The organism is Providencia sp. PROV033 (genome assembly GCF_028484855.1).
GTDB lineage: Bacteria > Pseudomonadota > Gammaproteobacteria > Enterobacterales > Enterobacteriaceae > Providencia > Providencia alcalifaciens.
Genome location: NZ_JAMPSW010000056.1, coordinates 1 through 25,540, shown reverse-complemented (window position 1 = coordinate 25,540; position 25,540 = coordinate 1). Strand labels below are relative to the sequence as shown.

The 25,540-nt window shown below is 42.9% G+C and carries 24 protein-coding genes and 1 other RNA gene; 18 read left to right on the top strand and 7 right to left on the bottom strand.

Annotated features, from left to right (window positions below; translation table 11 throughout):
* Together PSF16_RS11070 and PSF16_RS11065 are read left to right on the top strand one after the other, a co-directional pair.
* Nucleotides 1-140 (top strand): LysE family transporter (locus tag PSF16_RS11070; RefSeq protein ID WP_272689256.1); only part of this gene is annotated, 140 nt, incomplete at its 5' end.
* Between the two features lie 115 nt (nt 141-255).
* Nucleotides 256-984, top strand: a complete 729-nt coding sequence (locus PSF16_RS11065; protein ID WP_036964156.1) for an oxidative stress defense protein — start codon at nt 256-258, stop codon at nt 982-984.
* Here PSF16_RS11065 and PSF16_RS11060 read toward each other — a convergent pair.
* Nucleotides 974-1,894 carry a LysR family transcriptional regulator ArgP gene (locus PSF16_RS11060; RefSeq protein WP_006658032.1) on the bottom strand — a complete coding sequence of 307 codons (921 nt, stop codon included), beginning with the start codon at nt 1,892-1,894 and terminating at the stop codon, nt 974-976. The two genes, PSF16_RS11065 and PSF16_RS11060, sit on opposite strands and share 11 nt — an antisense overlap.
* A gap of 197 nt (nt 1,895-2,091) precedes the next feature.
* Between PSF16_RS11060 and rpiA the strand changes: the two genes are divergently transcribed.
* Together rpiA and serA are read left to right on the top strand one after the other, a co-directional pair.
* A complete protein-coding gene (rpiA, locus tag PSF16_RS11055) occupies nt 2,092-2,751 on the top strand; it encodes a ribose-5-phosphate isomerase RpiA (RefSeq protein ID WP_006658033.1) in 660 nt (219 codons plus the stop codon).
* 428 nt (nt 2,752-3,179) lie between these two features.
* A complete protein-coding gene (gene serA / locus PSF16_RS11050) occupies nt 3,180-4,430 on the top strand; it encodes a phosphoglycerate dehydrogenase (RefSeq protein WP_006658035.1) in 1,251 nt (416 codons plus the stop codon).
* Between the two features lie 37 nt (nt 4,431-4,467).
* Here the strand turns inward: serA and PSF16_RS11045 are convergent, their stop codons facing one another.
* From PSF16_RS11045 to zapA, 3 genes are all read right to left on the bottom strand, one after another.
* Complete coding sequence (locus PSF16_RS11045; RefSeq protein WP_224120247.1) at nt 4,468-5,070, bottom strand: 5-formyltetrahydrofolate cyclo-ligase; 603 nt, start codon at nt 5,068-5,070, stop codon at nt 4,468-4,470.
* Nucleotides 5,071-5,209: 139 nt separating this feature from the next.
* A non-coding RNA gene (ssrS, locus tag PSF16_RS11040) (6S RNA) lies at nt 5,210-5,392 on the bottom strand.
* A 109-nt stretch (nt 5,393-5,501) separates the two neighbouring features.
* A complete protein-coding gene (gene zapA, locus PSF16_RS11035; protein ID WP_006658037.1) occupies nt 5,502-5,831 on the bottom strand; it encodes a cell division protein ZapA in 330 nt (109 codons plus the stop codon).
* Nucleotides 5,832-6,053: 222 nt separating this feature from the next.
* On the opposite strand from zapA, the gene PSF16_RS11030 reads away from it, so the two are divergent.
* From PSF16_RS11030 to gcvP, 7 genes are all read left to right on the top strand, one after another.
* A complete protein-coding gene (locus PSF16_RS11030; protein WP_006658038.1) occupies nt 6,054-6,632 on the top strand; it encodes a YecA/YgfB family protein in 579 nt (192 codons plus the stop codon).
* A 164-nt stretch (nt 6,633-6,796) separates the two neighbouring features.
* The gene (gene pepP / locus PSF16_RS11025) at nt 6,797-8,119 is read left to right on the top strand and encodes a Xaa-Pro aminopeptidase (protein ID WP_006658039.1); all 1,323 of its coding nucleotides are present in this window, start codon (nt 6,797-6,799) and stop codon (nt 8,117-8,119) included.
* Nucleotides 8,120-8,156: 37 nt separating this feature from the next.
* Nucleotides 8,157-9,335 (top strand): 2-octaprenyl-6-methoxyphenyl hydroxylase, encoded by a 1,179-nt coding sequence (ubiH, locus tag PSF16_RS11020; RefSeq protein WP_272689255.1) that lies wholly within the window; start codon nt 8,157-8,159, stop codon nt 9,333-9,335.
* 25 nt (nt 9,336-9,360) lie between these two features.
* The gene (gene ubiI, locus PSF16_RS11015; RefSeq protein ID WP_272689254.1) at nt 9,361-10,587 is read left to right on the top strand and encodes an FAD-dependent 2-octaprenylphenol hydroxylase; all 1,227 of its coding nucleotides are present in this window, start codon (nt 9,361-9,363) and stop codon (nt 10,585-10,587) included.
* A gap of 467 nt (nt 10,588-11,054) precedes the next feature.
* On the top strand, nt 11,055-12,149 hold the full coding sequence (gene gcvT / locus PSF16_RS11010) for a glycine cleavage system aminomethyltransferase GcvT (protein WP_006661180.1): 1,095 nt from the start codon (nt 11,055-11,057) through the stop codon (nt 12,147-12,149).
* 79 nt (nt 12,150-12,228) lie between these two features.
* On the top strand, nt 12,229-12,621 hold the full coding sequence (gene gcvH, locus PSF16_RS11005; protein ID WP_272689253.1) for a glycine cleavage system protein GcvH: 393 nt from the start codon (nt 12,229-12,231) through the stop codon (nt 12,619-12,621).
* Between the two features lie 184 nt (nt 12,622-12,805).
* The gene (gene gcvP / locus PSF16_RS11000; RefSeq protein ID WP_272689252.1) at nt 12,806-15,682 is read left to right on the top strand and encodes an aminomethyl-transferring glycine dehydrogenase; all 2,877 of its coding nucleotides are present in this window, start codon (nt 12,806-12,808) and stop codon (nt 15,680-15,682) included.
* Nucleotides 15,683-15,770: 88 nt separating this feature from the next.
* On the opposite strand, the gene PSF16_RS10995 is transcribed toward gcvP, so the two are convergent.
* Both PSF16_RS10995 and ygfZ read right to left on the bottom strand, forming a co-directional pair.
* Nucleotides 15,771-16,391: an HD domain-containing protein gene (locus PSF16_RS10995; RefSeq protein WP_006658045.1), complete on the bottom strand. Its 621-nt coding sequence runs from the start codon at nt 16,389-16,391 to the stop codon at nt 15,771-15,773.
* Nucleotides 16,392-16,402: 11 nt separating this feature from the next.
* The gene (gene ygfZ / locus PSF16_RS10990) at nt 16,403-17,389 is read right to left on the bottom strand and encodes a tRNA-modifying protein YgfZ (protein WP_272689251.1); all 987 of its coding nucleotides are present in this window, start codon (nt 17,387-17,389) and stop codon (nt 16,403-16,405) included.
* Nucleotides 17,390-17,680: 291 nt separating this feature from the next.
* On the opposite strand from ygfZ, the gene sdhE reads away from it, so the two are divergent.
* Both sdhE and PSF16_RS10980 read left to right on the top strand, forming a co-directional pair.
* The gene (gene sdhE, locus PSF16_RS10985; protein WP_036964213.1) at nt 17,681-17,947 is read left to right on the top strand and encodes an FAD assembly factor SdhE; all 267 of its coding nucleotides are present in this window, start codon (nt 17,681-17,683) and stop codon (nt 17,945-17,947) included.
* Nucleotides 17,928-18,338, top strand: a complete 411-nt coding sequence (locus tag PSF16_RS10980) for a protein YgfX (RefSeq protein ID WP_006661186.1) — start codon at nt 17,928-17,930, stop codon at nt 18,336-18,338. Before sdhE ends, PSF16_RS10980 begins: the two co-directional genes overlap by 20 nt.
* Nucleotides 18,339-18,363: 25 nt before the next feature.
* Here the strand turns inward: PSF16_RS10980 and fldB are convergent, their stop codons facing one another.
* Nucleotides 18,364-18,882, bottom strand: a complete 519-nt coding sequence (gene fldB / locus PSF16_RS10975) for a flavodoxin FldB (RefSeq protein ID WP_006658049.1) — start codon at nt 18,880-18,882, stop codon at nt 18,364-18,366.
* Between the two features lie 117 nt (nt 18,883-18,999).
* Between fldB and xerD the strand changes: the two genes are divergently transcribed.
* From xerD to lysS, 5 genes are all read left to right on the top strand, one after another.
* Complete coding sequence (xerD, locus tag PSF16_RS10970; RefSeq protein WP_006658050.1) at nt 19,000-19,902, top strand: site-specific tyrosine recombinase XerD; 903 nt, start codon at nt 19,000-19,002, stop codon at nt 19,900-19,902.
* Nucleotides 19,903-19,920: 18 nt separating this feature from the next.
* Complete coding sequence (gene dsbC / locus PSF16_RS10965) at nt 19,921-20,622, top strand: bifunctional protein-disulfide isomerase/oxidoreductase DsbC (RefSeq protein ID WP_006658051.1); 702 nt, start codon at nt 19,921-19,923, stop codon at nt 20,620-20,622.
* A gap of 8 nt (nt 20,623-20,630) precedes the next feature.
* On the top strand, nt 20,631-22,364 hold the full coding sequence (recJ, locus tag PSF16_RS10960; RefSeq protein ID WP_036968251.1) for a single-stranded-DNA-specific exonuclease RecJ: 1,734 nt from the start codon (nt 20,631-20,633) through the stop codon (nt 22,362-22,364).
* Nucleotides 22,365-22,490: 126 nt separating this feature from the next.
* A protein-coding gene (gene prfB, locus PSF16_RS10955; protein ID WP_272689250.1) for a peptide chain release factor 2 occupies nt 22,491-23,592 on the top strand; the annotation gives its coding sequence in 2 pieces (ribosomal slippage) (nt 22,491-22,568 and nt 22,570-23,592; 1,101 coding nt in all).
* A 7-nt stretch (nt 23,593-23,599) separates the two neighbouring features.
* Nucleotides 23,600-25,117, top strand: a complete 1,518-nt coding sequence (gene lysS / locus PSF16_RS10950; RefSeq protein ID WP_006658054.1) for a lysine--tRNA ligase — start codon at nt 23,600-23,602, stop codon at nt 25,115-25,117.
* Nucleotides 25,118-25,540 lie beyond the last annotated feature (423 nt).

Genomic DNA, 25,540 nt, shown 5'->3' with positions numbered 1-25,540 from the left:
TTTTTTTATTAGCGATGTTAGCGGCGTGGTTTTCTCCTATACTGAATAAACCACGTTCCCAGCGTTTTATTAATCTGTTTGTAGGCTGTGTGATGTGGTTTATTGCATTTCAACTCGCAATGCACGGGCTAGGATATTAATTAGCATTATTCTGAATCGCAGTTTGTGGTAAATATGATAATGTGAATCTTAATCAGGGGAGGTTTATGATGAACTTCCTCTTTATTATAGAGAAAAACACCATTGGGAGGTTCTGTGAAATTGAAATCTATCGTTGTTGCTGCCGTATTGGCAGGTCTTGCGGTTCCGAGCATCTCTTTGGCTAGTGCAGCACCGGAAGGTCCTCATATTTCAACGTCAGCAAGTGGGGCGGTGAAAGTCGCACCGGATATGGCAACGTTGAGCATTAATGTGCAGGTTACGAATAAAGATGCTGCGGCGGCAAAAGCGGCAGTTGATAAGCGCGTTGCTGAATACTATGAATTCCTGAAGAAAAATGGAATTGAAAAGCAGGATATTGATGCTGCAAATGTACGAACACAACCTAACTATGATTATAGTTCAGCGTCTAAGCCAACACTGAAAGGATATACGGCGATAAGAACCGTCGATGTCAAAGTGAAAAAGTTGGATCAGCTAAATGTTTTACTTGATGGTGCGTTGACGGCAGGATTAAATGAAATTAATTCTGTGCAGTTTGGGGTGAGTGATCCTCAGAAATACCGTAATGCAGCCCGTGACCAAGCAATGAAGAATGCTCAGTTACAAGCTGAAGCGCTGGCAAAAGGGTTTAATGCACAGTTAGGACCGATTTATAGCATTAATTACAATGCTCCAGCTGATGTCCCATATCCAATGGCAGTGCGTGGTCAAGCGGGGTCACTGAAAGCGGCGGCTCAAGATCTCAACGTTAATGAGACCTATGAGCAGCAAAGTATCGATTTTAATGATCAAGTTGATGTGGTATTTGAAATTAAACGTTAATCTCAGCGGCGATTTCATCATCTTGTTTTAGCATCTGGCGTCCTGTTTTTAATAGGGCGTCAGTGACTTTCTTCATTGTGCGACTTTCCGGTGCAAAACGATGCCAGTAGAGCATCCGGCGTTGGCAGAGTCCCGGTGTTAAATCAATTAATTCACCATTTTCTAACTCACTGGCAATTTGCAAGTGTGGGATCATACAGCATGTTGACCCCTGTTTAGCTAATTGTACAAAGGCCTCTGATGAGTTAACGATATGGCAAGGTACACTGCCAGGTGATAGTCCAAAGTTTTGTTGTACAAAGGCTTGGTGCATATCATCCAAATGGTCAAATGCCACCGCGGGTGCTTTTAGTAAGGAGGCTCGAGTTACCCCATCAGGGAAATACTTCGCGGCAAAACCCGGTGAGGCGACGAAAATATAGTCTAATGCGCCCAGTTTATCGACTAAACAACCTGGCAAGGCTTGAGGTTGAATACTGATAGCCCCAACCACTTCCCCGCGTCTTAGGCGCTCTTGGGTGCGGGTTTCATCTTCCACTTGAATGTTCAAACGGATAGGCGTATTGCCTAAAACTGGGTTTAGGGCGGGCAAAAACCATGTTGCTAAACTGTCAGCGTTCACCGCTAAGGAGAGCAATAATGGCGTGGAGCCACTGTTTTCATCTCCAAGCCACTGTTCTTCGAGTAATTCAACTTGATGAAGCAATGCCAACAGTTTTTGACCTTGTTCAGTCGGATGTGGCGGAACGGTACGCACAAGCAAAGGTTGACCAAAAAGGTTTTCTAACTGTTTGATTCGTTGAGAAACTGCAGACTGAGTGATGCATAACTTTTGTGCTGCTCGTTCAAATCCGCGTTCACGAATGACGGCATCCAGTGCTTGCAAGGCGCGATAATCAGGGCGCTTCATCAAAAACTCTCCTTCTTGTTATTCTGCCAATCACTATGCCATATTTTTAGGGATAACACTTGCAAATATTCCTAAAGGGTATTTTTCATAAGAAGTAGTGCACAATCCCTAATAACAATACTGCAACTTGCAGAATGTCCGGTATATACTACTCACTATCTATGTAATGATTGAATATTCCAGTATAAGGCTCTCGCATGACTCAGGATGAATTGAAAAAAGCAGTAGGTTGGGCGGCATTAGAATATGTTAAGCCAGGCACGATTGTTGGGGTAGGTACAGGTTCTACCGCATCCCACTTTATTGATGCATTGGCAACAATGAAGGGACAAATTGAAGGAGCCGTTTCTAGCTCTGAAGCATCAACACAAAAATTGAAATCCTTGGGTATTCCTGTTTTTGACTGTAACAGTGTAGATTCATTAGATGTTTATGTTGATGGGGCTGATGAAGTAGATGGCAACATGAACATGATCAAAGGCGGTGGTGCCGCATTAACTCGCGAAAAAATTGTTTCTGCCATTGCTAAAACGTTTGTCTGTATCGTTGACCAATCTAAGTTAGTGGGTGTTTTAGGTAATTTCCCTCTACCAGTCGAAGTCATTCCGATGGCGCGCAGCTATGTTGCGCGTGAATTGGTTAAATTAGGCGGGCAACCAGTTTACCGTGAAAATGTGGTGACGGATAACGGTAACGTTATTCTGGATGTCCACAACTTAAAGATCCTCGATCCTGTTGCATTAGAAAACAAAATCAACGGTATTGCTGGCGTCGTGACTGTGGGACTATTCGCTAACCGTGGTGCTGATGTCGTATTGATGGGAACAGCTGAAGGTGTAAAAACTATTAAGCTGTAATCTTCTGTGGTTAATGATAAGCCAGTGGATTTTAAGTTCACTGGCTTATTTTGTTTTTAACTAGATAGCTAAAGCGTTAATGACTTTTATAAATATGGTAAACCTGAAAATTATTTAAATTTTTTTTACCATCCGTTATTTTGGTGATATATCTCACACAAATGCCCATTGGGTGGGCAAAATGCTTATTTTGTGTTACCGCTCTAGATTTTCCACCACATAACTTCTTTTTCTTCACACTTTTTAGCAGCGTCTAAGCAATCGTTTGTATTGCTACTGCGCTGAATTTTGCTATGTTGGTATTCTCGTTTTATTTCAAGGTGCATGTGAGGGGCTGGAGTGCCTTAATTTCATGACTTGCATCTCGAATTATTTTGAGTTCATACGAAATTCATCTGTCATAAATTAAGTACGATAGGGTAGGGTAAATGGTCAAGGTATCTTTGCAGAAAGACAAAATTAAATTTTTACTGCTTGAAGGTGTTCACCAAAGTGCTGTGGATAACCTCAAAGCAGCGGGTTACACCAATATCGAATATCACAAAAGCGCGCTGTCGGACGAAGAATTAAAAGAAGCAATTAAAGACGCTCGTTTTGTCGGTATCCGTTCCCGTACTCATTTGACTGAAGAGATCTTTGCATCGGCAGAGAAACTGGTGGCAGTGGGTTGCTTCTGTATTGGGACTAACCAAGTTGATTTAGATGCGGCAGCAAAACGCGGTATTCCTGTCTTTAACGCACCATTCTCCAACACACGTTCCGTGGCGGAAATGGTATTAGGTCAGCTATTACTATTATTGCGTCGTATTCCTGAAGCCAATATGCAGGCGCACCGCGGTATTTGGGAAAAACAAGCGAAAGGCTGTTTTGAAGCTCGAGGCAAGCGTTTAGGTATTGTCGGTTATGGTCATATCGGTACTCAGTTAGGGATCTTAGCTGAAGGGATTGGTATGGATGTTTATTTTTATGACATTGAAAATAAATTGCCATTAGGTAATGCGACGCAAGTTCGCTCATTACCTGAGCTACTGAAAATGAGCGATGTGGTGAGTTTGCATGTGCCCGAAACAGCAAGTACCAAGGATATGATTGGTGCAACGCAATTTGAGCAAATGAAAAAAGGTGCAATTTTCATCAATGCTTCTCGTGGTACGGTCGTTGATATCCCAGCACTTAGCGCAGCATTAGAAAGCAAAAAATTATCAGGCGCGGCAGTTGATGTGTTCCCAACAGAGCCAGCGGCAAATAATGATCCGAATGATCCGTTCATCTCTGAGTTGATTAAATTCGACAACGTGATCCTGACACCACACATCGGTGGTTCAACGGAAGAAGCGCAAGAGAATATCGGTTTAGAAGTGGCGAGTAAGCTAGCAAAATACTCTGACAATGGTTCAACATTATCTGCGGTTAACTTCCCTGAGGTTTCACTGCCAGTCCATACGGATGATACCAACCGCTTACTGCATATTCATGAAAACCGTCCAGGGATGATGAATAGCATCAACCAAGTATTTACGGAAAATAACATCAACGTAGTAGGGCAATATCTGAGAACGTCAGGTAATGTTGGTTATGTTGTTATTGATGTGCTGACGCAATCACCTGGTCAGGCGGATGAAGTGTTAGTGAAATTGAAATCACTGCCAGGCACTATTCGCGCTCGCCTGTTGTTCTAATTAAATTTAGCTTTTTATTCTCATATGGCGTTGGTGCTTACCAGCGCCATATTTTTTTAGGGGTGATAATTTCAGGTAATGGAATATCCCAATGTGCTACTGGTAAATTTTCAACTTGCTGGCAATCATGGGCAAGCCCAATAGGATAAAAGCCAGTTTGCTGCCATTTCGCTAACGTTCTATCGTAAAAACCGCCACCCATTCCTAATCGCTGCCCTTGGCTATCAAATGCCACGAGTGGGATCATCATAATATCGAGCTGCTCAATGGGTAATACATCTGAAATATTCAATGGAGGTTCTTCGATATTAAACTTATTTTTTACTAGTGCAGTTTCTGGTGTGTAACGTAAAAATAAGAGGTTATTAGGGCTAAATGGATGAATGACGGGGAGATAAATATGTTTCCCTTGTTCCCAGAGAGCTTGAATTAATGGGCGTGTATTAATTTCCCCATCGAACGATAGAAATAGGGCGATAGTTTTTGCCTGTGCTATTTTGGGGTGATTGAGTGAGTGAGTCACTATTTGCTGTGCCGCAGCGTCTTGTGCTTCAAGGGAAAGTGCCCGACGGGCTGCCCTAATGGATTGACGAATTTGCTGACGTGATAAAGAAAGCGCATCTGACATAACCATTTTCATATACCTTCCCTCATAGAAAGTTGTATAACCAGCGGAAAAACATAACAAACAGTATATCGCAAGCGATAGGAATGGGTAGTTTTTCGCAGAGTATTTGGGAAGTTGTGCAGAAGACACAGAAACAACAGGAAAAGAAAGGGGGGTCTCCAAGATGCCGTTGTAGGCTGTAACCCTTGAACCCTTGGTTCAAGGTGAACGCAGTTTAGCAACCTTTAGGCTTCCTGAGCGAATCAGGCATGCTCACCAGCGCAAAAACCACATTCTGTTTGGTATGAAATATCGGCTCAGGGGACTCACCCACTGACGCGCATCTCAGAGAAATTTGTTTTGAGAACTTACGTTACTCAGTGACTTCATTGTACGAAATTAGAGTATAAATGCAACCTGATTTTTAGTTTTATTTTTTACTAGTGATTGATTAATAAGCATAATTACTCTAGGGGCAATACCTGCCTCTCAGTGATTTTCACCTGATCGTGCAACGCTTGCTCAATCGTTTGTTGCAATACCTTTATCTTCTCTTCCATATTATAAGCATAATCGCGTGTTTTTGTCTTTTCTTGTGCTAATTCGTGACAGACGTTCAATGCGACAATGAAAATAAGCTGTTCAGTGTTAGTTACACCACTTCTGTCTTTTAAATTCTTTAGACGTTCTTCTAACTCTTTTGCGGCTTCTAACAGCGCTTCTTTTTGTTCTATTGGGCAATTAACGCGCATAGATCGCCCAAAAATCTGAATATCAACGGGTTGTGCGGACATGATACCTCCATACTAAAATCTTTTTCGCCAATAAAAGTGGGACATTTGGCGTAAATGTTGTTAATTTTCACATAGCTTATGCATAGATAGGCATTGGCGTTATATTACTAGTTTAGAATAAAAATAAACTAATAATAACTCAGACAAAAAAAAGCAGACTGGTCTAGCGGCTATCCTTGGTGGTAGCATATCACGAATCCCAAGCTAACATGACGAATTCAGATGTCTATACAAAAATCTTTACCTAACTATGAATCGTTGGACAATTTGCTCCAACAGCACTCAATCGCACTCACTGCTGCCGAAATCCATGGTTTAATTACCGGATTAATTTGTGGAGGAAGTCGTGACCACGGTTGGCAAACACTCGTCCATGATTTGGCAAATGACGGGCTTGCATTTCCACAGACGGTAGCTCAGCCGCTACGTGAGCTGTATGACCTCACATTTGATGCATTAGATGACAGCGAATTCGCATTTAATATGCTATTTCCTGATGAAGACGCTTCAGTGTTTGATCACGCAGATGCGTTAGCTGGCTGGGTTAATCACTTCTTACTGGGCATTGGTGTTGCTCAACCTAAACTTACTGATAAAAAAGAGATTAGCGAAGTTATTACTGATTTACGTAACATCGGTATGCTTGGTTATGATGAAGAAGAAGACCAAGAAGAGCTTGAGCAAGCCTTAGAAGAAGTTGTTGAATATGTCAGAGTTGCCGTTCAACTGTGCTACATCGCATTAGTTGAGCCGAAAAATGGACCAACCGCAGTCGAGAATATCAAGCCCGTTCTCCACTAATCTATAATGCTAGGTAATGACCATTAACCGTCGGTTTTCTGGGTTATCAGAAGCCTATGGTTAAGGGGGCTCTTTACCTAATATAAGACGATTGCTCTTTGATTTTTAGCTAATCATCAAATAAGCAATTTACCTAAAACCCAAAATAATAAGGCAATAACGGTATGAATAAGCAGGAATTTATTTCTCGTCGTAATGCATTATTGGCTCAAATGGCGCCTGCAAGTGCTGCCATTATTTTCTCAGCACCTGAAGCACAACGTAATGCGGATTGCGAATATCCGTATCGCCAGCACAGTGATTTTTTGTATCTGACTGGATTTAGTGAGCCAGAAGCGGTTTTAGTTTTAATTAAAAGTGATGAGAAACATAGTCATACCGTGTTGTTCAACCGCGTCCGTGATTTAACCGCAGAAATTTGGTTTGGTCGTCGTCTAGGACAAGACGCAGCACCTGAAAAATTAGGTGTAGATAAAGCGCTACCATTTGATGAGATTGTTGATCAACTCTATCAATTATTGAATGGATTAGATGTGGTTTATCATGCTCAAGGTGAGTTTGAGTATGCGGATAAATTGGTTTTTGGTGCGCTGGATGTATTACGCCGTGGTAGCCGCCGCAATTTGAAAGCCCCTCAAACTGTTATTGATTGGCGTCCGATGGTGCATGAAATGCGTCTGTTTAAATCGGATGCAGAAATGGCAGTTATGCGTAAAGCGGGGGAAATCTCAGCCTTAGCCCACATTCGTGCGATGGAAACTTGCCGTCCAAATATGTATGAATATCAACTCTGTGGTGAAATTGAATATGAATTCACTCGCCATGGCGCGCGTTTCCCTTCCTATAACACTATCGTTGGTAGCGGCGAAAATGCCTGCATTTTGCACTACACCGAAAATGAATGTGCTATGAAGGATGGAGACTTAGTTTTAATTGATGCGGGTGCGGAGTTAGAAGGGTACGCAGGAGATATTACTCGTACGTTTCCTGTGAATGGTAAATTTACCCAAGCGCAGCGTGAAATTTACGACATCGTTCTTGAATCTATCAATACCGCATTAGCGCTTTATCGCCCAGGAACCAGCATCCACGAAGTGACTCGACAAATTGTTCGTATCAAAACGGAAGGTTTAGTGAAATTAGGCATTTTACAGGGTGATGTCGAACAATTGATCGAAAACAAAGCGTATCATCCATTTTTTATGCATGGTTTAAGTCATTGGTTGGGCTTAGATGTGCATGATGTTGGTTTCTATGGTGTGGAAAGAGATCGCATTTTGGAACCGGGCATGGTGCTGACCATTGAGCCGGGGCTCTATATTGCACCAGATGCAGATGTACCCCCTCAATACCGCGGTATTGGTGTGCGTATTGAAGATGACATTCTTATCACTGAAGATGGGAATGAGAATCTAACGTCAATGGTCGTGAAAGATCCAGATGAAATAGAAGCGTTAATGGCGGCTGCTAAAAAACGCTTAGGTTAAGCAGTACAAAGTAATAACAGAAGGTAATTAATAATCTATGAATGTGATTATTGTTGGGGGAGGGATGGCTGGCGCCACATTGGCTCTGGCTATTTCGTCACTCAGTCAAGGACGCGTTTCGGTATCACTCATTGAAGCCTCTCGACCGGAAGGTCAGCATCCAGGCTTTGATGCTCGAGCGATTGCATTATCCCACGGCACCTGTCAGTACTTGTCATCGATAGGTGTTTGGTCTGCTTTTGCTGACTGTGTGACTCCGATTAATCACGTTCATGTGTCTGATAGAGGTCATGCCGGTTTTGTTAATATTCATGCCGAAGATCACCAGATTACCGAGCTCGGTAATGTGATTGAATTGCATGAAGCTGGCGCCCGTTTATTTACCCTGTTGCGTAAGGCCCCAGGAGTCAAACTCTATTGTCCTGCAAAAGTAGAGCATGTAGAGCGTACCGTGGATAATGTGACGGTCACGTTAGCAAGTGGCGAACAAATTACGGGTCATCTTTTAGTGGCGGCCGATGGAAGTCGCTCGGCGATTGGACAAGCTTGTAACATGCAATGGCAGCAGGATGATTATGGGCAAGTGGCGATTATCGCGAACGTCAAAACAGCAATTGACCCCGCAGGACGTGCTTTCGAGCGCTTTACTGAATTTGGTCCTTTAGCGTTATTGCCTATGTCAGAAGGGCGCAGCTCGCTAGTGTGGTGCCATCATCAAGAGCATGCTGATGCTATTAATTCATGGGACGACGAAACGTTTATTTGCAAATTGCAGCAAGCATTTGGTTGGCGTTTAGGTGAAATCACCCAAGCCGGTAAACGCAACTGTTACCCGTTAGTATTAAGAAAAGCGGTTAATTCAGTGAGTCATCGTGTTGCGCTGGTGGGAAATGCAGCTCAGACGCTACACCCAATCGCGGGGCAAGGTTTCAATCTTGGGATCCGTGATGTAATGCAATTAGCTGAATTAGTGGTGAATGCTCATGCTAATCAGCAAGATATTGGTCATTATTCATTGCTAAATCAGTACCAACAATCCCGATTAGCTGACAGAGAAAAAACGGTCGCCATGACGGATGGTCTGGTTCGGTTATTTGCTAATCGTTGCTTTCCCCTGATCGTTGGGCGCAATTTGGGACTGATGGCGATGGAAATGTTACCGCCTATTCGTGATGTTTTAGCCCGCCAAACCCTTGGCTGGGTCGCACATAAATAACCACAAAATTAAGAGGAATTATAATATGCAATCGTTCGATGTGGTTATCGCTGGTGGTGGCATGGTTGGGCTGGCATTGGCATGTGGACTCGAAGGCAGTGGTTTACGTGTGGCAGTGGTAGAAAACCATCCGCCTAAAGTGCCATTTTCTGCCAGTGAGCCCCATGCGCTGCGCGTATCAGCAATTAATGCAGCGAGTGAAAAATTATTGACTCACTTAGATGTGTGGTCAGCCATTAAAGGAATGAGAGCGTCTGCCTATAATGGTATGGAAGTGTGGGATAACCATAGTTTTGGGAGTATCGCTTTTTCTGCAAAAGACCAAAACCTTTCGCACTTAGGTCATATTGTTGAAAATAATGTGGTACGTGATGCGCTGTGGCAAAAAGCCAGCCAATTGCGTGATGTGACATTATTAGCGCCAGCGACCATTAAGAAAGTTGTTTGGGGCGAAAATGAGGTTTTCATCACGTTAGATGACGAAAATATGCTGACAGCTCGATTAGTTGTCGGTGCCGATGGGGCGAATTCATGGTTACGTAGTCATGCGGATATCCCACTGACATTCTGGGATTATGAACATACTGCGTTAGTTGCCACAATTAGAACGGAACGTCCACACGAAGGGATTGCTCGCCAAGCCTTTAATGGGGAAGGTATCCTCGCATTCTTACCTTTGAGCGACCCGCATTTATGCTCGATTGTGTGGTCCCAACCAAACTTAGCCGCGGCGCGTCGCCAAGATTTAGACAAGCTCGAGTTTGAGAAAGAGTTAACCGTTGCATTTGATGCTAATTTAGGGTTATGCCAGCTTGAAAGCGATCGTGTGACTATTCCATTAACTGGGCGTTATGCACGCCAGTTTGCGGCTCAGCGTCTTGCACTTCTGGGGGATGCTGCTCATACGATTCATCCATTGGCAGGTCAGGGCGTTAATCTTGGTTTTATGGACGTTGCTATGCTGATCGGTGAAATCAGAAGGTTGCATCGAGAAGGTAAGGATTTTGGTCAATATTTCTATTTACGTGATTATGAGCGCAGTCGTAAACATAGTGCCGCATTGATGTTAACGGGTATGCAAGGGTTCCGTGAGTTATTCGATGGCAATAACCCTGCGAAAAAATTGTTACGTGATATTGGCTTAGTATTAGCGGATAGCCTACCCGGAATAAAACCACAATTGCTGAACCATGCAATGGGCTTATCGGATATGCCTAAATGGTTAAAACAACTCCCTATTGATAGTCAGTAATCGATTTTATTTTTCTCTTATAGACGGAACGCTGAGTTTAACGCGTTCCGTTTTTTTATCTGTAATCACTATCTACCCACCTCGTTGATACTTTCCAATGGCTGAGAAAAACTAATTTATCCCTTGTTTCGGATTAGTTTTTCTAATTTAACAATTAGACGCTGTTAGAGCCTTATTTCGATGGGAATCTCAGTTTTGATGATATTTTGCTCACCAATAAGCCAAATATGAAGGGATTGAGTGATCGTTCTCAATTATTTAACAAAAAGCGCTGGCAATATAACCGCGCAATCAGTAATACAGTGAGTACGTCACCCTATTTTTTTTTATAGCATCCAATTTCGAATGTTAGCGATTTTGAATCAAATTCGATGATTTGCGTTTTGATGAAACGGGGTTTACAGAAAAAATTTATACCGTCATCACGCAATCACCCCATCAGACACAGTAATGTAAAGAGGGTATTCATGGTAAAGCAAACAACTCTATATGATGAGCATATAGCCTGCGGTGCAAAAATGGTGGATTTCCACGGGTGGATGATGCCACTGCACTATGGTTCGCAAATCAACGAACATAATATTGTCCGAACCGATGCAGGAATGTTTGATGTTTCCCACATGACCATTGTTGATTTACATGGTGAAGGCTGCCGCGATTTTCTCCGTTATCTTCTCGCCAATGATATTGCCAAACTCACGATCAAAGGCCGCGCACTGTATACCGGTATGCTGAATGCATCCGGTGGTGTGATTGATGATTTGATTGTTTATTACCTTGACGATGATTTCTATCGTTTGGTGGTTAACTCTGCGACACGAGACAAAGACATTGCATGGATTGAACAGCATGCTAAAGAGTATGCTGTTGCAATCACTGTACGCGATGATCTCGCGTTATTAGCCGTTCAAGGTCCAAAGGCACAAGATAAAGTTCACGCCTTACTGACTGAAGAGCAGCGTGCTGCAATTAAAGATATGAAGCCTTTCTATGGTGTACAAACTGGCGATCTGTTTATTGCAACAACAGGTTATACCGGTGAGAAAGGCTATGAAATCGCAATGCCAAAGCAGCAAGTTGTAGAGTTTTGGCGCAAGCTGCTTAAAGCGGGTGTGCATCCAGCTGGCTTGGGTGCTCGTGATACGTTACGCCTTGAAGCAGGTATGAATTTATATGGGCAAGATATGGACGAGTCTATTTCTCCATTGGCAGCCAATATGGGATGGACAATTGCTTGGGAACCGCAAGATCGGAACTTTATCGGTCGTGAAGCATTGGAAAAGCAACGTGCGCAAGGTTCAGACAAACTGGTTGGTATTGTCATGCGTGAAAAAGGCATTTTACGTGCTGAACAGGTTGTGCGCTTTACCGATGAATCGGGTAAATTGCATGAGGGAGTGATCACTAGCGGTTCATTTTCTCCAACGTTGGGTTTCAGTATCGCATTAGCGCGTGTACCGAATGGGATTAAAAATCAGGCCATCGTTGAAATTCGCCATCGTGAAATGCCGGTTGAAGTGGTTAAGCCGGGGTTCGTACGCGAAGGTAAGGCATTAGTATAATTAGATATTTTCTAATGCAACACAATATTTAGTTTTATTCTCAAAAAACATATTCTCAGAATCAGAAGAGAGGCTAGAAATGAGCAATGCACCTAAAGAGTTAAGATATACCCGTGAACACGAATGGTTACGTGATGAAGGCAACGGTGAGTTTACTGTGGGTATCACTGAACATGCGCAAGAAACTTTAGGCGATATGGTTTTTGTCGACTTACCTAACGTAGGTGATGTCGTGAGTGCAGGGGATGACTGCGCAGTTGTTGAATCTGTTAAGGCGGCATCTGATATTTATGCACCTATTAGCGGTAAAATTATCGCAGTAAATGATGCATTAAGTGATTCTCCAGAATTAGTCAACGAATCACCTTATCAAGAAGGTTGGATTTTCCGCATTAAGATGACTGATGACTCACAGTTAGCTGACCTGATTGATGCTCAGGGTTATCTGAGCATGATCGCCGCGGAAGAGTAATTTATTGCATCGTACGTTGCGCTGTAGCCTGATAGTTCGCTACAGCGCAACGTATTTAAAAATATTGTTTTTATAAAGGTTAGTTTGAACTGGCCCACTTACCTCGCAGTTTATAAATAGGTCTTATCATCGCTAGAGTCTTATAACCTACGCTACGCACGGCAAAAAGGATGGGAACACAGATATGTCGATGTCACTGAGTCAACTAGAAAACCGTTCAGAATTTATCTCGCGCCACATTGGATCATCAGAACAACAAATAAAAACCATGTTAGGTACTGTTGGTGCGACCTCTCTCGATAATTTAATGGACAAAATTGTCCCAAAAGCAATCTTACTACCGGAACCACCAAGAGTGGGTGGTGGTGCTACAGAACAAGAGGCATTGGCCGAGCTAAAAGGCATCGCATCTCTGAATAAACGCTATAAAAGTTACATCGGTATGGGCTATGCCCCTGCAGTACTTCCCCCTGTTATCTTGCGTAATTTGTTAGAAAATCCCGGCTGGTACACGGCCTATACGCCGTATCAACCTGAGGTTTCTCAAGGGCGTCTTGAATCCCTGTTGAATTTCCAGCAACTCACTATCGATTTGACGGGCTTAGATCTCGCTTCAGCGTCCTTATTGGATGAAGCGACTGCGGCGGCTGAAGCCATGGCGATGGCAAAACGTATTAGTAAGTTGAAAAACGCAGAGCGTTTTTTCGTTGCAGATGATATCCATCCTCAAACACTTGATGTTGTGCGTACTCGCGCGGGTACTTTCGGTTTTGAAGTGATTGTGGATAGTGCAGAAAAAGCACTGGAGCATGAAGGGGTATTTGGTGTATTGCTACAACAAGTTGGTACCACAGGGAACATTCATGATTACAGTGAACTGTTTGCTAAGCTGAAAGAGAAAAATATCGTCAGTTGTGTGGCTGCGGATATGATGGCACTCGTTTTACTGACAGCACCAGCAAAACAAGGCGCGGATATTGTCTTTGGCTCCGCTCAACGTTTTGGTGTACCAATGGGCTATGGCGGTCCTCATGCCGCATTTTTTGCCTGCAAAGATGAATTTAAACGTGCGATGCCGGGACGTATTATCGGGGTTTCCCGTGATGCGGCAGGACATACGGCATTACGCATGGTAATGCAAACTCGTGAGCAACATATTCGCCGCGAAAAAGCGAACTCCAATATTTGTACCTCTCAAGTTTTACTCGCTAACATTGCAGCAATGTACGCGGTGTATCATGGTCCTGAAGGTTTAAAACTGATTGCTGAGCGTATTCACCGCTTTAGCTCTATTTTTGCCAAAGCGCTTACAGAGGCGGGTATTACTCTTCGCCATAAAACGTGGTTCGATACTCTCACGATTGAAGTCGCAGATAAAGCCGCAGTATTAGCGCGCGCAGAAAAAGCACAAGTCAACTTGCGCACAGATATTCATGGTGCGGTGGGCGTGACATTTAGCGAAGTCACTTCACGTCATGACCTGAACGAGTTGTTCTTCGTGATCACTGGCATGGATAAAAAATTGGATTTTGAAGCATTAGACAAGCTCGTTTCAGAAGGCACAAGTTCTATTCCAGCCGCGATGTTGCGTGATGATGTTATCTTAGCCCATCCAAATTTCCATCGTTATCATAGTGAAACGGAAATGATGCGCTACATGCATAGCTTAGAACGTAAGGATTTAGCGCTGAATCAAGCGATGATCCCATTAGGTTCATGTACGATGAAACTGAACGCTTCTGCGGAGATGATCCCTATCACATGGCCTGAATTTGGTGAATTACACCCGTTCTGCCCACCAGAGCAAGCGCAAGGTTATCACCAAATGATTGAGCAGCTTTCTCACTGGTTAGTGCAATTAACGGGTTATGACGCCGTTTGCATGCAGCCAAACTCAGGGGCACAAGGTGAATACGCGGGGCTGTTAGCGATTCGTCGTTACCATGAAAGCCGCAATGAAGGCGCGCGTAATATCTGTTTGATCCCCGCATCGGCACACGGAACTAACCCTGCATCTGCACATATGGCAGGCATGGAAGTCGTGGTTGTGCGTTGTGATGATGAAGGTAATATTGATCTTGTTGACCTCCGTGAAAAAGCGAAGGAACACAGCGCAGCTCTTTCTTGTGTCATGGTGACCTACCCATCTACTCACGGGGTTTATGAAGAGAGTATCCGTGAAGTGTGTGAAATTATTCATCAATATGGTGGGCAAGTTTATTTAGATGGTGCGAACATGAACGCACAAGTAGGTCTAACAACACCTGGCTTTATTGGTGCGGATGTGTCTCACTTGAATTTACATAAAACCTTCTGCATTCCTCATGGTGGCGGCGGACCAGGTATGGGACCTATTGGTGTGAAAAAACATTTAGCACCGTTTGTTCCTGGGCACTCGGTGGTCACGCAAGAAATGTTAACTGAGCAAGGCGCGGTTTCTGCTGCACCATTTGGTAGCGCTTCTATTCTACCTATTAGCTGGATGTATATCCGTATGATGGGCTCGCACGGGCTTAGAAAAGCTAGCCAAGTGGCTATTTTAAATGCTAACTACATCGCGAAACGCTTAGCCGCTCGCTATGACATTCTGTACACAGGGCAAGAAGGCTATGTGGCTCACGAATGTATCGTTGATCTACGTCCTATCAAGAAAGATACAGGTATCAGTGAGTTAGATATTGCGAAGCGTTTGATTGACTACGGTTTCCATGCGCCAACCATGTCATTCCCTGTCGCGGGAACCTTGATGATTGAACCAACTGAATCAGAAAGCATTGTCGAAATTGATCGCTTTATCGATGCGATGTTGGCTATTCGTGATGAAATAGACCAAGTGGTTCATGGTAAATGGACGTTGGAAGATAACCCGTTAGTGAACGCTCCGCACGTTCAAACCGAATTAGCGGAAGAGTGGGCGCATACTTATAGTCGTGAATTGGCGGTATTCCCATCTCACGCAACTCGAGTGAACAAATATTGGCCAGCGGTGAAACGTCTTGATGATGTTTACGGGGACCGTCATTTACATTGTTCGTGCGTACCTATTGAAGAGTATATGTAATTAATTTGCTCAGTATTGAATATGAAAACGCCAGATGAAGATCTGGCGTTTTTTATGGGATTGCCTTTTCTGTAGCCTGTTTTTATAACTACAGCAGCCATCCTTTTTGGTGTGCCTGTTCTAATTGCTGTTCAAGTTGCAACCAAAACTCAGGCAGTATCTCTTGAATATAGTCACACTTACTGACGACCTGCTCATGGCGAATATGATTTTCAACCCAGCTTTGACCTTGATTATGCAAGTTCAATAACATTGGCATCGCTCTGTCAATGGCATTGGCATATTTCGATTCCAAGGTTTCAACAGCATCATACTCATTCCACAAGGCTAAAAATTCCGCATTTTGTGGGCTTGGTAGTAGGTTAAACAGGCGGTTAGCCGCTTTGACTTCTTCATCATGAATGGCATCACGAGCAGCATTATCAAAGACTAAGACATCACCAGCATCAATTTCAACAATATCATGTACTAAGGCGAGTTTAATGGCACGTTCCAGATTAACGCCCGGTACATAAGGTGCGAATGCCATTGCTGCAACCGCAAATTGCCAGCTATGTTCTGCGGTGTTTTCGTGTCTTTCACGGTTTAATAATTTATTTTTTCGATAAACACTTTTCAGTTTATCGAGCTCCATTAAAAATTGGATGACTTCGGTAAAAGCCCCAAAATTCAAAATATTCTGTGGCTTAGTACCTGTTGCAGATGACATAAAAACCTCAATTATTTATCTTCTTCTAAAGAATAAGGGAGTGGGCTAATTGTTAGGCGACTGTGCTCATCTCCCATAACACGAAATACGCTATCGGCTTCCATGTCATTATTCATGATGATTTGGATGCTAAGCTCACCATTACCTAAACGTACTGCCGCGAGAACAGTGCCTGTACGACGCCAGTTTTCACCGAGTTGCCATTCAACACCCTCGCCGATGGTTGGGAGCGTCGAGCCTGTACCTGTAAGCCAATACATCGCTCGTTTGTTAGCACCACGGAACTTGGCACGAGCCACCATTTCTTGGCCTGTGTAGCAGCCTTTTTTAAAGCTAATACCGTGAGGGATAACCTGTAAGTTTGCTGCTTGTGGTAAATGTTGAGCGCTATTCTCTTGGTCAATAACAGCGAGACCGGCCTCAATATCAAGCGCTAGCCATTGTTGGTCAGAAACCTGTGGTGCATTTAATGTGTCTGTTATTTTTTGTGCGATGGGCTCATCTGTAATGATTAAGAAGCGTTCTGCTGGGAGGTCAAAATGCAGAAGGGTGCTATTGCCATCAACAACCACTTGATTTTGGTGATCTGGCAGTGTGGCAAAAATAGCTGCTAGTGCTTCTCTTGCGCCTTGTCCGGCAATACCCAGTAATTTCAGTTCGGGTTTTTTCTCAAAAGTGACTTTGGAAAAAACGGCATATTTTTTTAGTTCTGCAAGTTGGGCATCGGCGACACTGCGTCTTTCAATATAAGAAAAACCATCTAAATGATGGAATAGGCGTAGGTCACTCCACATTTTGCCTTTTGGGTCACAATGTGCGGTCAGTGTGTGGGCATGTTCAAGCGTACTAATATCCGCGGTGACTTGCCCTTGCAGATATTTTTCTGCGTCGGCACCGTGAAGATGAATAAGTTCCCAGTTTTCCAGTGAAATCAATACAAGGGGTAAAGACGGAGAATTGAGGGGAAACTGAAGTGTGTTGTCTACATGAGAAGTCATGATTTCACCTGTTGTTCTTTATCTGATAATGGTGCTTAATGGTAAAATAGCTAGGTCACATTGCAAGCCTAAAACGGTACTAAAGTTTCATTAGCCTATTATTCAGCATAAGCGGGTAAATAGTTTGTAGAAAAACGGTATTTTACAACCTAAAATGTGAACTATGTAGAGTGTGGCATGTTTTATTGACAGATTATCTGATAGAGTATTTAAAATAATCAATCTTATCAGTCAACTGCAACAAAAGGTCGTAGTGAAATGGATAATGGAATGCCTAGCGGGCAAAGTCAAATCGATATCAATAACAAGGCGCGAATTCATTGGGCATGCAGAAGAGGCATGCGTGAGCTTGATATTTCTATCATGCCATTTTTTGAATATGAATATGACGAACTGACAGATCACGATAAACGTATTTTTGTGCGTCTACTCGAGTGCCCAGATCCAGATTTGTTCAATTGGTTGATGAATCACGGGCGTCCGGAGGATGAAGAGCTATTCTCTATGATTAAACTCATTCAAGAAAGAAATAAAAATCGTGGTCCTGTGGAAATCTAATCTTTCCATTTCATGGAAAACCCAGCTTTTTTCAACCAGCCTCCATGTGGGGGCGGGTATCATTTTGCTTGTTGCACCATGGGAACCTGGTAACTCGATGATTTGGCTTCCATTATTGGTTATCTTAGTGGCGAGCTGGGCAAAAAGTCAAAAGAACATTAGCAAAGTGAAAGGCGTTGCTGTACTGGTGAATGGCAATAAGCTTCAATGGAAAAAGAATGAGTGGGAAATAATCAAAGCACCATGGTGTAGCCGTTGTGGTATTTTATTGACGCTTAAGGCACTGCAAGGAAAGCCACAGAAGCTGCGTTTGTGGGTGGCGAAAGATTCAGTGTCCGAAGAAAATTGGCGTAACCTCAATCAATTATTACTGCAATATCCCGACATTTGATATTGCAGTTTATTGCGCTTCATCTCTAAAGAGCAGCTTCAATTTCTTGTAGGATCTGCTCACACCATTGGGCGATTCTCTCGTCCGTTTGTTCAAATTGGTTCACATCATCGAGTGCGAGACCAACAAACATTTTACCGTCTTCAGTCAGTGGTTTGGGGCTTTCAAATTCATAACCTTCAGTAGACCAAAAACCAATAAATTGTGCGCCAGTCGGTTTTAGTTGGTGATAGAGCATACCTAATGCATCTAAAAACCATTCGCTATAGTCAACTTGGTCACCCATGCCATACATGGCGACCATTTTGTCGACAAGGTTAAGTTTGGGAAGCGCCTCCCAAATTTCCAGCCAGTCTTCCTGAATTTCACCAAAATCCCACGTAGGAATTCCCAAAATAAGAACATCGTACTGCTCCATTAATTCTGGCGGTGTATCGTTGACGTTATGGAGCGTGATGAAATCATCACCTAGGATGTCGCGTATTTTCTCCGCAACCATTTCGGTGTAGCAGGTACTTGAGCCGTAAAAAAGACCTATTTTCATATATATTCTTACTATATCCAGCGCTGGTTTTTATCACGAGGGACGTATTGTAACAGATGGTGCTACAATCAGGCATAATAGATTGCATGGTAATAATAAAGAGGCATAGGTTCTAGCGTGGAAAGTAAACAACTAAATCCATTAATTGAACAGTTTCTTGATACAATTTGGTTGGAGCAAGATCTTGCTGAAAACACCTTGGCATCTTATCGTAATGACCTCCAATCATTAGATCGGTGGCTGGATAAGCAGCAGCTACATTTAGAAACCGTTCAATCTATTGATTTGCAATCTTTTCTAGCAGAGCGTATTGACGGTGGATATAAAGCTGCAAGTTCGGCGCGTCTGCTAAGTTCGATACGCAGGCTATTTCAATATTTTTATCGTGAAAAAATTAGGTCAGATGACCCTTCAGCGGTAATTGCAGCACCTAAAATTCCGCAACGATTGCCAAAAGATTTGAGTGAAAAACAAGTCGAAGATTTACTCAATGCGCCTGCAACTGAGGACTCGCTCGAATTACGAGACAAAGCGATGTTAGAAGTGTTATATGCCTGTGGCTTACGCGTCTCTGAGCTGACGGGATTGACCTTCTCGGATATCAGTTTACGGCAAGGGGTTGTGCGTGTTGTGGGGAAAGGTGACAAAGAGCGTTTGATCCCTCTGGGAGAAGAGGCGATTTATTGGCTGGAAAAATACATTGCAGAAGGGCGCCCTGACTTATTGAATGGAAAGACCAGCGACGTGCTTTTTCCAAGTAAACGCGGTACAAAGATGACCCGCCAGACATTTTGGCACCGAATAAAATATTACGCCGTTTTGGCAAATATTGATGGGGAAGCATTATCGCCTCATGTATTAAGGCATGCATTCGCAACCCATTTATTGAATCACGGCGCAGACTTACGCGTCGTACAGATGCTATTAGGTCATAGTGACCTATCAACAACCCAAATTTACACACATGTTGCCACTGAGCGACTACGTGCTTTACATGAGCAGCATCATCCTCGAGGGTGATGGGTGAAAAGGATAAATATGAAACGCAAATTACTTGTTTTAGGCGCCTGCATCGCGTCATTAACGGCATCTGTTTATGCAGCAACAGAAGAGAAGCTGATTATTGAAAAACTTGCACATTATAATATGCAAGTAGAGTCTATTAAGCCTTCCCCTATTGTGGGTTTAAATACGGTAGAAACGGATAACGGCGTTATCTATGTGACTGATGATGGTAAATATTTATTGCAAGGTCCTATTTATGATCTGAGTGGCAAAGTCCCTGTAAATATCAGTAACCAACCATTATTGAAGAAGGTAGAAGCGCTAAAAAATGAAATGATCATTTTCAAAGCGCCTAATGAAAAATATGTGGTGACCGTCTTTACGGACATCAGCTGTGGCTACTGCAAAAAGTTACATGAAACCGTAGGCGAATTAAACAGTAAAGGAGTTACCGTTCGTTATTTAGCATTCCCACGCCAAGGACTGAAGAGTGATACGGCGAAACAAATGGCATCCATTTGGTGCAATGGTTTACCTCAAGATGCGTTAACGAAAGCATTTAAAGGTGATGAGGTTGCCATGATTGATGACTGTAAAATTGATTTAGGTAATCATTTAAAATTAGGTCAATTATTTAAAGTAACAGGCACGCCAGCGATTATTTTGCCAAGCGGACAAGTGCTACCTGGCTTTTTAAAACCGGATGAATTACTCCAATTACTTGAACAGAAATAATCATTATTGTGAATGTTGAAACTTTTTTACGTCAAAGAGAATTAACGGGTGATGCTGCGGCATTACCCAATATTCCTGAGCTTTTGCAGCGTATTTATGCCTCTCGAGGGATCACTGATATCGCCCAATTAGAGCGAAAAGCCTCTAATTTACTCGATTATCGCTCATTATCAGGGGTTGAGAATGCATTAACGCTGCTCTATGTCGCACTGGTGGAGCATCAAAAAATTACCATTGTAGGGGATTTTGATGCTGATGGCGCAACCAGCACTGCATTGGCTATTCGTGCACTGAAAGCCATGGGGTATGTGAATTTAAATTATATCGTTCCTAACCGTTTTGAAAATGGTTATGGTTTGACGCCGCTAGTGGTGGATGAAGCCTATAAGCAGGGAACTGACCTGATTATTACCGTAGATAACGGTATTTCTTCTCATGATGGGGTCGATGCTGCTCATCAATATGGGATGAAGGTGATTATTACAGATCACCATTTGCCGGGTGAAATCCTACCAACAGCTGATGCTATCATCAATCCAAACCTGAGTGACTGCCAATTCGCATCAAAATCATTGGCGGGTGTTGGGGTTACGTTTTATTTAATGTCAGCATTAAGGGCGCACTTACGCCAACAGCAATGGTTTGAAAAGCAAGGGATCAGTGAACCTAATTTAGCGGAGTATCTCGATTTAGTTGCACTTGGCACGGTCGCTGATGTGGTGCCATTAGATACCAATAACCGTATTTTAGTGCATCAAGGGTTAAATCGCGTAAGAGCAGGACGTTGCTGCGCGGGAATCAAAGCGTTAATTGAGGTATCCAAGCGAGATGCGTCTCGTCTTGTCGCGAACGATTTTGGCTTTGCGTTAGGTCCTCGGTTAAATGCGGCTGGACGGCTCGATGATATGTCCGTGAGTATTGAATTGCTACTCACGGATGATATGGCATATGCGCGTGAGCTAGCTAATGAGCTTGATGGTTTGAACCAAACTCGTCGAGAAATCGAAGCAGGCATGCAGCAAGAAGCTTTGGTGTTATTTAATAAAATCGAATATAGCGACAATCAATTACCCAATGGGTTAGCTTTGTACCATCCTGAATGGCATCAAGGGGTTGTTGGGATTTTAGCATCGCGAATTAAAGAGCAGTTTCACCGTCCTGTCATCGCTTTTGCACCCGCCGGTGATGGGTTATTAAAAGGCTCTGGTCGCTCGGTTCAAGGTGTACATATGCGTGATGCGCTTGAACGTTTGAATACGCTGCAACCAGGGTTAATGCAAAAGTTTGGTGGACATGCCATGGCGGCTGGCTTGTCTCTTGAAGAGAGTAAATTTGACGCCTTCAAATACCACTTTGAGACGTTAATGGGGGAGCTTATTCAGCCTGAGCTGTTATCGGGTGTGATCTGGAGTGACGGTGAGCTATTGCGTAATCAGCTGTCATTAGAAACAGCAGAATTACTGCGTGAAAGTGGTCCTTGGGGACAGGCTTTCCCTGAACCGGTATTTGATGGACATTTCCAGTTATTACAACAAAAGTTAGTGGGTGAAAAACATTTGAAATTGATGTTGGAGCCCGTTAATGGTGGACCCATGCTCGATGGTATCATGTTTAATATTGATGTTCGCCGATGGCCAGACAACAGTGTGAAAAAAGCTAAAATCGCATTTAAGCTGGATGTAAACGAATTTCGCGGCAATAAAAATGTGCAATTGATGATTGAGCATATTTGGCCGGATTAAACTGACGATACAATTCGTACAGAAATAGGGGAGTGATGCCCTATAAACCTGACAGGAATTCCGTTATACTAAACGGTTCGTGAATGGAAATATTTATCTTTATTGATCAACTATAAGATAGTGAAAATGACGTTTGAAATAAACCCAGTAAAAAGCAAGATTCAGGACCTGTCTGAACGGACAATGGTTCTGAGGGGGTATCTTTGACTATGATGCCAAGAAAGAACGCTTAGAAGAAGTGAACGCAGAACTTGAGCAACCGGATGTCTGGAATGAACCAGAACGAGCTCAAGCGCTTGGTAAAGAACGCTCTTCCCTTGAGGCAATTGTTGAGACTATTGACCAACTGACCCAAGGTATTGAAGACGTAGAAGGTTTATTGGAATTAGCGGTAGAAGCTGATGACGGAGAAACGTTCAACGAAGCGGGTGCCGAGTTAGACGTACTGCAAGGCAAGTTAGAACAACTGGAATTCCGTCGTATGTTTTCCGGCGAGTATGATAGTGCTGACTGCTACATTGACTTACAAGCAGGTTCTGGTGGTACTGAAGCGCAAGATTGGGCAAGTATGCTCATGCGTATGTACTTGCGTTGGGCCGAGTCAAAAGGCTTCAAAACAGAAATTATTGAAGAGTCCGATGGTGATGTGGCAGGTTTAAAATCTGCGACAATTAAAATCATCGGAGACTATGCCTATGGTTGGTTAAGAACAGAAACGGGTGTTCACCGTTTGGTTCGTAAGAGCCCATTTGATTCTGGCGGCCGTCGTCATACCTCATTTAGCTCAGCGTTTATCTATCCTGAAGTTGATGATGATATTGATATCGAAATTAACCCTGCTGATTTGCGTATCGACGTATACCGCGCCTCTGGTGCTGGTGGTCAGCACGTTAACAAAACTGAGTCAGCGGTGCGTATTACCCATATACCGACCAACATAGTGACTCAGTGTCAAAACGACCGTTCGCAACATAAAAATAAAGATCAAGCCATGCGCCAGTTAAAAGCGAAGTTGTACGAACTGGAAATGCAGAAGAAGAACGCGGATAAGCAAGCGATGGAAGAGAATAAATCGGACATTGGCTGGGGAAGCCAAATTCGTTCTTACGTCCTTGATGATGCGCGAATTAAAGATTTACGTACTGGTGTGGAAACGCGTAACACGCAAGCCGTGCTGGATGGTGATTTGGATAAATTCATTGAAGCTAGTTTAAAAGCTGGCCTGTGAGGAAAAAATGTCTCAAGAGCAACAGGGTGCAGAACACGCTCCCGATTTAAATAACGAACTCAAAGCCCGTAAAGAAAAACTGGTTGCGTTACGCGAACAGGGTATTCCGTTCCCAAATGATTTCCGCCGTGAAAATGTGTCCGATAAGCTTCACGCTGAATTTGGTGAAAAAACAGCAGAAGAGTTAGAAGATCTGAATGTTGAAGTGACTATCGCGGGTCGTATGATGACTCGCCGTATCATGGGTAAAGCATCATTCGCAACATTGCAAGATGTTGGTGGTCGTATTCAGATTTACGTTTCCCGCGATGATCTGCCAGAAGGTATTTATAACGAGCAGTTCAAAAAATGGGACTTAGGTGACATTCTGGGTGCTAAGGGTCGTTTATTTAAAACTAAAACGGGCGAATTGACTGTTCATTGTCATGAAGTTCGCTTGTTAACCAAAGCTCTGCGTCCATTACCAGACAAGTTCCACGGTTTATCAGACCAAGAAACACGTTATCGTCAACGTTACCTTGATTTAATTGCTAACGATGAATCTCGTAACACTTTCATCATCCGTTCTAAGATTTTAGCGGAAGTTCGTAATTTCATGGTCGATCATGGCTTTATGGAAGTTGAAACTCCAATGATGCAAGTCATCCCTGGTGGGGCTTCTGCGCGTCCATTCGTCACACACCATAATGCGTTAGATATCGATATGTATCTGCGTATTGCGCCAGAACTGTATCTGAAGCGTTTAGTTGTGGGTGGTTTTGAACGTGTGTTCGAAATTAACCGTAACTTCCGTAATGAAGGTTTATCTCCACGCCATAACCCAGAATTCACAATGATGGAACTGTATATGGCGTATGCGGATTACCGTGACTTAATCGTTCTGACTGAAGACTTATTCCGTATCTTAACGCAGAAAGTGTTAGGAAATACGGTTGTGAAGTATGGTGAGCAAGAATTTGATTTTGGTAAGCCATTTACCAAAATGACGATGAAAGAAGCTATCTGCAAATACCGCCCAGAAACCAATGTTGCGGATTTGGATGACATGGACAAAGCGGTTGCGATTGCTCAGTCTCTTGGCATTAAGATTGAGAAGAGCTGGGGCTTAGGTCGTATTCAGTGTGAAATCTTCGAGGAAGTTGCGGAAAGCCACTTAATTCAGCCAACATTTATTACTGAATATCCAGCTGAAGTTTCACCATTAGCTCGCCGTAACGATGAAAATCCGTTCATTACAGATCGTTTTGAATTCTTCATCGGTGGTCGTGAAATCGGTAATGGTTTCTCTGAGTTAAATGATGCGGAAGACCAAGCTGAGCGCTTTGCTGAGCAAGTTCGCCAGAAAGATGAAGGCGATGATGAAGCGATGTTCTATGATGAAGACTACGTCACCGCATTAGAGCACGGTTTACCGCCAACAGCAGGTTTAGGTATTGGTATTGACCGTATGGTCATGTTATTTACCAATAGCCATACTATCCGCGATGTAATCTTATTCCCTGCATTACGTCCTAGCAAAGCTTAAATTTTGCTTTTCATGCCCAGTAAATTGCTGGGCATGAACCTCTCAATACGTTGTCACCGTTCTATTTAATTAACCTATGTGAACTTACAATTAATTTGTCGTATTTTTCTTTTATAGCAAATAAAAGCTGAGTTATATCACGTTGTGCGTTAATTGAATGCCTGTATCTTTTAAGATAACTGCTATTCTTCGCTGGTTTTAATAAATGTAGAGTATTGTTTCATTAATACTTATTTTTATCATCAAGGTGAGCGTTAGCACTTTTTTGTTTTTCAGATTAAGAGAATTTAAGTCTTTTAATGAGTAGATCTACTTGATTGTAATTGATTGATTTTGATATGACATTGCTAATTAGGTTTACTTGATAAAACACGTGTAGATAACTGGATAGATAAAGTAAATAGGCATTACTCATTTTAAGTT